The organism is Caballeronia zhejiangensis (assembly GCF_000698575.1).
GTDB classification, from domain to species: domain Bacteria; phylum Pseudomonadota; class Gammaproteobacteria; order Burkholderiales; family Burkholderiaceae; genus Caballeronia; species Caballeronia zhejiangensis.
In genome coordinates, this window is the sequence record NZ_JFHD01000055.1 from 24,681 (window position 1) to 30,680 (window position 6,000).

A 6,000-nucleotide genomic window follows, 5' to 3' on the forward strand; every position below is an offset into this window, starting at 1 on the left:
CACTGCCGGAGGACGCCCGCCGTGGGCAATCACATCGACACTGACGACCGAATGGAGCAGCCGGGCGCGCGGCGGCCGCCGCTCGCGGCGTTGCTGATCGAGGATTCGCCGCTTATCCGCCGCAGCCTGACCGAGGCGATCGACGCGCTCGGGCCGTGGCGCGTGACCGCGTTCGCCGATGCGCCCGACGAGGCCATCGCGCTGCTGTCGTCGCGGACTTTCGATGCGATCATCGTCGATCTGCAACTGAAGCGCGGCTCGGGCATCGACGTGCTCGCCTGGCTCAAGGAGGGCGGCGCGCCGCGCTCGGAAACCGCGTTCATCGCGGTGCTCACGAATCACGCGCTGCCGACGTATCGCGAGCGTTGCCTGCAATACGGCGTGCGTCACTTCTTCGACAAATCGCTCGAGTTCGATCGCGTGCTCGACGCGCTCGACGACTACGCGCGCGAGCGCACCTGAAGGCCCGGCTCAGAAAGGCTGCGGCCCGCCACCTTGTTCGACGCTCATGCAATGCGTGACGAGGCCGACGCCGGCGCGCCACAGATGCAGCCCGAATGCGGGCGGCTCCATCACGAAGGCTTCTGGACCATCGGATTTCAATTGCAGCGCGACCTGATGCGCCGTCGACGGGGCGCACCACACGATCGTGCCGCCGAAGCGCGCGCTGATCGCGCGGTGCACGTGGCCGCATACGATGCGCTCGACGTTCGGATGACGCCGCACGAGTGCGTCGAGCGCGCGGCTGTCGTCGGGCGCGAGGCGGATGTCGTCCATGAAGCCGATGCCGCATTCGATCGGCGGATGATGCATGCCGATCAGCACCGGCCGGTCGCGCGAGGCGTCGAGCTGCGCTTCGAGCCAGGCAAGGCGCGTGGCGCACAGGCGTCCCGCGCCGGAGCCGGGATCGAGCGTGTCGAGCGCGATCACGCGGACTTCGCCGACGTCGAACGCGTACTGCAGGAAACCGTCGTGACCCGCGAGCTCGGGGAGATCGCCGAAGACGGCGCGCAGATTCGCGCGGTCGTCGTGATTGCCGGCGATGACGCGCCACGGAATGGCGAACCGGTCGAGGAGCGTGCGCAGATGCCGGTATTCGTCGATGCCGCCCGCATCGACGAGATCGCCGGTAACAAGCACGGCGTCGGCGCGCGGATCGAGCGCGTTGAGGACGTCGATCGCGCGGGCGAGATACGCGGCAGTATCGACGCGGCCGTAGGCGAGCGTGCCCGGCGGCGTGATGTGCAGATCGCTGATCTGGGCGAGCAGCATGCGCGAATCTCCTCGTCGCGGACGGTTTCGGGCTGGGTCGTCGGATTCAGCCGTCGGATTCAGTCGTCGGATTCGGCGACCGGCGGCTTGGGCGCGAGCTTCGCGGGGACGAGCCACTGGAAGCCGGTCATCGACGTTTCGCTGAACGTGCATTCGGCGGCTGCGGGCACCGATGAAGACTTCGTGGCCGGCGGCTTCGGCGGATTCTGGATCGTGCCGTGCACGACGACCCGCGAGCCATGATAACTCGCGCCGGAACCGGTGATTTTGAGCGGCGCGCTCGCGGCGTCGGGATAGTCGGCCCGCACCTTCTCCTTGCAGGTCTCGACGTTTTTGTAATAGGACGTGCAGCCGCCGAGACAGGCGAGCGAAGTCGTGAGCAGGACGGGCAGCAGGTGACGGATGCGATGGTTCATCGATGAATTCGGTCGGTGCCCGATGCGGCGAGACGCGCCGGGGCGTGATGAGTGTCGGGCGGAGCTTTATAACATGCGTGCCGCAGTGCATCACTGTAGTGCATCGCGGCGCGTGACCGCTTGTTTTGTGCAGCGATGCGGTAGCACAATCGGCACTGACGTTCGACGAGCGCGTTCCTCACCGATGGAGACGACCGCCATGCAGAAGGACATCGAAGTAGGCGATTACCTGCTCGCCATGCAGGCCGTGCCGAAGCCGCTCGCGGCCGATGGCGACGAGGATGCGGCGCCGTCCGAAGGTTACGCGATCCGCGTGCGCGTGACGCGCCTCGACCAGAAGCCGCTGCACGGTTCGAAACTCGCCGACGACTCCGGCGAAATGACCGGCGACCGCGGCCCGTTCGAGACCGTCGCCGAGGCGATCGCGCACGGCGAGGCGTGGGGACGGCACTACGTCGCGCGTGTGCTGGGGCATGCGGTGTAGGCAGCGAAGGCAGCGAAAGAGGGGATCGGTTTCCCCGCGTGCGGCGGGTTCAGCGAGATGGTGCGTGCGGCTAGACTCGGGTTCATCGACCGGACCATCGCGGAGCCCGCCATGACGCCCGTTGCGCTCTACATCACCCCGAACTACATCGCTTCCGTGAAGAGCGGCAAGGCGCGCGACTGCTTCGGCGGTACGGTGCGCTTCGTCGGCGTGGATGCGTTGCCGTTCGATATCGAGCATGTGTGCCTGCTCGAACGCGATACGGCGATCGAAGCGCTGCTCGATGCAGTGAGGGATGCGGAGCGGTTGTTGAACGCGGTGTGAGGGTGCGGCGCGCTGCCCTTCATACTGCTTGGTGCCGGGGACCGGACTCGAACCGGCAAGCCGTGAGGCGGCGGATTTTAAGTCCGCTATGTTTACCAATTTCATCACCCCGGCAGGGCGGACGCGATTCTACCATTGCATGCGACCGCGCCAAAGCCGCGCCGCTCGTCGTATACAAGCCGTTCGACAAGGTTTCGGCCGTCCCGCATAATCGCCGGCACCGATTCAGTCGCGAGGACACGATGATGGTGCCGGAACCGAACGTGGCGCACGGCGAGGACTTCGGCGTGCGCGCGAACGAAGAAGCGTGACGCCTCATGCGTATTGCCCTTATCTCCGATACCCATAACCTCGTGCGCCCCGAAGCGCTCGACGCCTTGCGCGGCTCCGCGCACATCATCCACGCGGGCGATATCTGCAGACGCGACGTGCTCGATGCGCTCGCGTCGCTCGCGCCGCTCACCGTCGTGCGCGGCAACAACGATATCGCCGATGACCTCGCGCGGCTGCCCGAACACGCGCGCATCGAACTGGGCGGCGCGACGATTCACGTCGTCCACGATATCGCCGATGTGCCGAAGCAGCTCGACGGCATCGATGTCGTCGTGACCGGTCATTCGCACAAGCCGCTCATCGAGCGGCGCGGCGGCGTGCTCTTCGTGAATCCCGGCAGCGCGGGGCCGCGTCGCTTCAGATTGCCGGTCACGCTCGCGCTGCTCGATATCGACGACGGCAAAGCGGAAGCGCGCATCGTTTCGCTGATCGAATGAAAAAAGGGCCGGCGCTTCACGCACCGGCCCTTCCATTCGATCACGCCAGAACGCTTACGCGCGCACCGTGCCTTCCGGGAACGCATCGTCCATTTCGGCGGCTTCGCGATGGCCGCGCAGAATCGCATGCGCTTCCGACTTCGACGCGACCGCCGGCGGCGAGCCCTTCAGCGGCTTCTTCGCCGTCTCAGAGAGCGCGAGCACCGACACGATGCCGATGATCGACGCGCCCATCAGATAGTACGCGGGCATCATCAGGTTGCCGGTCGTGTCGACGAGCCATGCGGTGACGAGCGGCGTCGTGCCGCCGAAGAGCGACACCGACACGTTGAAGCCGATCGCGAGCGCACCGTAGCGGATCTTCGTCGGGAAGAGCGCCGGCAGCGACGACGGCATCACGCCCGTGAACGTCGACAGCAGCGCGCCGAGAATCATCATGCCCGCGAAGATCGACGGAACGGTGCCCATGCGGATCAGCGAGAGCGAAGGAATCGACAGCACCAGCAGACCGATACAGCCGGCGAGCATCACCGGCTTGCGGCCGATCGTGTCCGACAGACGGCCGGCGAGGAGCGTGAGCGGCATCATCAGCACCATCACGACGAGCACGATGAAGAGGCCGTGCGTCTCGTTGAACTTGAGCGTCGCCGACAGATAGCTCGGCAGATACGACAGCGCCATGTAGTCGGTCACGTTGAAGATCAGCACGAGGCCCACGCATTGCAAGAGCGGCTTCCATTGCTGGATCAGCGTCTCGCGGAACTGCTCCTTGGTCGTCTCGTGCGACACGGCTTCGGCCTTTTCGGCTTCACGCTGGAATGCAGGCGTTTCTTCGAGCTTCATCCGGATGTAGAGACCGATCAGCCCGAGCGGACCCGCGATCATGAACGGAATGCGCCAGCCCCACGACAGCAGGTCTTTTTCCGACATCACCGCCGTCAGCACCGCGACCACGCCCGCGCCGAGCACGTAGCCGACGAGCGTGCCGAATTCGAGAAAGCTCGACATGAAGCCGCGCTTCTTGTCCGGCGAAAATTCGGCGATGAAGGTCGCCGCGCCGCCGTACTCGCCGCCCGTGGAGAAGCCCTGCACGAGACGCGCGATGAGCAGCAGCACCGGCGCCATCACGCCGATCGATTCGTAGCTCGGAATGATGCCGATACAGAAGGTGCCGACGGCCATCATGATCATCGTCATCGCGAGCACGCGCTTGCGGCCGATGCGGTCGCCGAGCGGGCCGAACACCATGCCGCCGATCGGGCGCACGAGGAAAGCGGCGGCGAACGTGCCGAAGGTCGCGAGCAACTGCGCGGTGGGGCTGCTCGACGGGAAGAACACACGGCCGAGCGTCACGGCGATGTAGCTGTACACGCCGAAATCGAACCACTCCATCGCGTTACCGATGGCCATGGCGCCGACGGCGCGCTTCAACAGGGATTGATCGACGATGGTGATGTCGTCGAGGGTGAGGTCGGACTTCTGACTGGATGAATCGCGTTTGCGCCAAAGGCCCTCGTTAAGAGAAGACATAGTTCGAAAAACTCCGTATTCGATCCCGACGCTCAAAAAACGTCGGGTGCGTCGCCGCGGAGGACGGACGCAAATTGCCGGGATAGTGCAGTTTCGAGACGGCGCCGCGAACGCTTGAAGACGAAAGCAAAGGCTTTCCGCGACCTCGGGCCGAGCGGCTCGAAGTCGATGAGCGAAAAGAAACACGGTGCCGGTGCCTCGCGCGGGTGTAGTCGCGAAATTGCACTCGGGTGAAACACACGAATTTGACGTGCGGACGGCGAACGCAGCGCTGAATGACTGAGTTGCCGCGGGTGGGCCGCGTTGCCGCGGGTGGGCCGCGACGTCGGCGAAAAAAACAACTTGAGACGAAAAAGGCCGGCGTTACTGCTTGAAAAACCGACGCGCCTCTTTGTATAAGAAACTGTCACTACCGCGCAACGCCCGAACTTGAAGTCGGAAACATTTGCACGTGAATGATGGTGAATTGCTGTTGATAACGAGCAAGATGATAACACGATGACAGACGATCTGCAAACCGGTCTGCCACCGCGCTCGAGCCCGGCGGCCGCAAAGCCTTGTCGGACTTAGGATTGCGCCGATTGTCATCATCGTGGTCCGATGTACTAAGCGGAACAATTTTCCGCCGCGCGGACAACAAAAAACCGGCCGCTCGGGCTAATGCCGTTCAGTTAAGGTCTTTTCTTAGATAGCGAACGGTGTACCGTTTAGGGCGGGATTTGACGACCCGGTCGCATGTGCGTCCGGGTCGTTTTTCGTTGCGCATAGACTTGAGCCTTTCGCGCAGACGCTGAAGGCAGGCGGGTAATTTTGCAAACGCCGGCGTGAGGGCCGCCCACATCATCTCGTGCTGGATCGTGTGAAGCGCTCGCACGAAGCTGATATCAGTCGGAGCAAGTTTCGCTTCTCGCGCGGCGCTCGCGATCTCACGTCGAATCAGGTTGTAGGCGATCAACGCGCCCCATATCTCCTGATAGACTCCTGCGACGGTGCGGCTGCGCAAGGTCAATTCCGAACCCAGCATCGATTGTTTGAGCTCGGCGTAACTGGTTTCGATCTGCCAGCGGCGCTCATAACAGGCGACGATATCAGCGGGTTTGAAGCGTCGGCGATCGATCAGCGAAGTCAGCAGCACGCGTTCGCGTCCGCGCGCGTCGATGGCACGGATCGCCCGCGCGCTCCAGAATTCGGGCAAAGCCGGACA

8 protein-coding genes and 1 tRNA gene are annotated in these 6,000 nt (G+C 64.1%); 4 read left to right on the forward strand and 5 right to left on the reverse strand.

Annotated features, from left to right (window positions below):
- The first annotated feature begins 21 nt into the window (after positions 1 to 21).
- The gene (locus tag BG60_RS33770; protein ID WP_239295414.1) at positions 22 to 462 is read left to right on the forward strand and encodes a response regulator; all 441 of its coding nucleotides are present in this window, start codon (positions 22 to 24) and stop codon (positions 460 to 462) included.
- Between the two features lie 9 nt (positions 463 to 471).
- Here BG60_RS33770 and BG60_RS33775 read toward each other — a convergent pair whose 3' ends face one another.
- Together BG60_RS33775 and BG60_RS33780 are read right to left on the reverse strand one after the other, a co-directional pair.
- Complete coding sequence (locus BG60_RS33775; protein WP_034474244.1) at positions 472 to 1,272, reverse strand: phosphodiesterase; 801 nt, start codon at positions 1,270 to 1,272, stop codon at positions 472 to 474.
- Between the two features lie 59 nt (positions 1,273 to 1,331).
- Positions 1,332 to 1,688 carry a hypothetical protein gene (locus BG60_RS33780; RefSeq protein WP_008350549.1) on the reverse strand — a complete coding sequence of 119 codons (357 nt, stop codon included), beginning with the start codon at positions 1,686 to 1,688 and terminating at the stop codon, positions 1,332 to 1,334.
- A gap of 199 nt (positions 1,689 to 1,887) precedes the next feature.
- On the opposite strand from BG60_RS33780, the gene BG60_RS33785 reads away from it, so the two are divergent.
- Together BG60_RS33785 and BG60_RS33790 are read left to right on the forward strand one after the other, a co-directional pair.
- Positions 1,888 to 2,172, forward strand: coding sequence for a hypothetical protein (locus BG60_RS33785; RefSeq protein WP_008350548.1), 285 nt, complete (start codon positions 1,888 to 1,890; stop codon positions 2,170 to 2,172).
- 111 nt (positions 2,173 to 2,283) lie between these two features.
- On the forward strand, positions 2,284 to 2,496 hold the full coding sequence (locus BG60_RS33790) for a hypothetical protein (RefSeq protein WP_008350546.1): 213 nt from the start codon (positions 2,284 to 2,286) through the stop codon (positions 2,494 to 2,496).
- A gap of 29 nt (positions 2,497 to 2,525) precedes the next feature.
- Here the strand turns inward: BG60_RS33790 and BG60_RS33795 are convergent.
- Positions 2,526 to 2,610 (reverse strand) — tRNA-Leu (locus tag BG60_RS33795).
- 203 nt (positions 2,611 to 2,813) lie between these two features.
- Between BG60_RS33795 and BG60_RS33805 the strand changes: the two genes are divergently transcribed.
- Positions 2,814 to 3,266 carry a metallophosphoesterase family protein gene (locus BG60_RS33805; protein ID WP_008350545.1) on the forward strand — a complete coding sequence of 151 codons (453 nt, stop codon included), beginning with the start codon at positions 2,814 to 2,816 and terminating at the stop codon, positions 3,264 to 3,266.
- A gap of 54 nt (positions 3,267 to 3,320) precedes the next feature.
- Here the strand turns inward: BG60_RS33805 and proP are convergent, their stop codons facing one another.
- Together proP and BG60_RS33815 are read right to left on the reverse strand one after the other, a co-directional pair.
- Complete coding sequence (gene proP, locus BG60_RS33810; RefSeq protein ID WP_033536864.1) at positions 3,321 to 4,796, reverse strand: glycine betaine/L-proline transporter ProP; 1,476 nt, start codon at positions 4,794 to 4,796, stop codon at positions 3,321 to 3,323.
- Between the two features lie 667 nt (positions 4,797 to 5,463).
- Positions 5,464 to 6,000 (reverse strand): transposase (locus BG60_RS33815; RefSeq protein WP_034474252.1); only part of this gene is annotated, 537 nt, incomplete at its 5' end.

What these genes read in the sequence shown, in the direction of transcription:
- proP (WP_033536864.1), bottom strand. Translation starts at nt 4,796, where the DNA reads ATGTCTTCTCTTAACGAGGGCCTTTGGCGCAAACGCGATTCATCCAGT.
- BG60_RS33790 (WP_008350546.1), top strand. Translation starts at nt 2,284, where the DNA reads ATGACGCCCGTTGCGCTCTACATCACCCCGAACTACATCGCTTCCGTG.
- BG60_RS33805 (WP_008350545.1), top strand. Translation starts at nt 2,814, where the DNA reads ATGCGTATTGCCCTTATCTCCGATACCCATAACCTCGTGCGCCCCGAA.
- BG60_RS33775 (WP_034474244.1), bottom strand. Translation starts at nt 1,272, where the DNA reads ATGCTGCTCGCCCAGATCAGCGATCTGCACATCACGCCGCCGGGCACG.
- BG60_RS33780 (WP_008350549.1), bottom strand. Translation starts at nt 1,688, where the DNA reads ATGAACCATCGCATCCGTCACCTGCTGCCCGTCCTGCTCACGACTTCG.
- BG60_RS33785 (WP_008350548.1), top strand. Translation starts at nt 1,888, where the DNA reads ATGCAGAAGGACATCGAAGTAGGCGATTACCTGCTCGCCATGCAGGCC.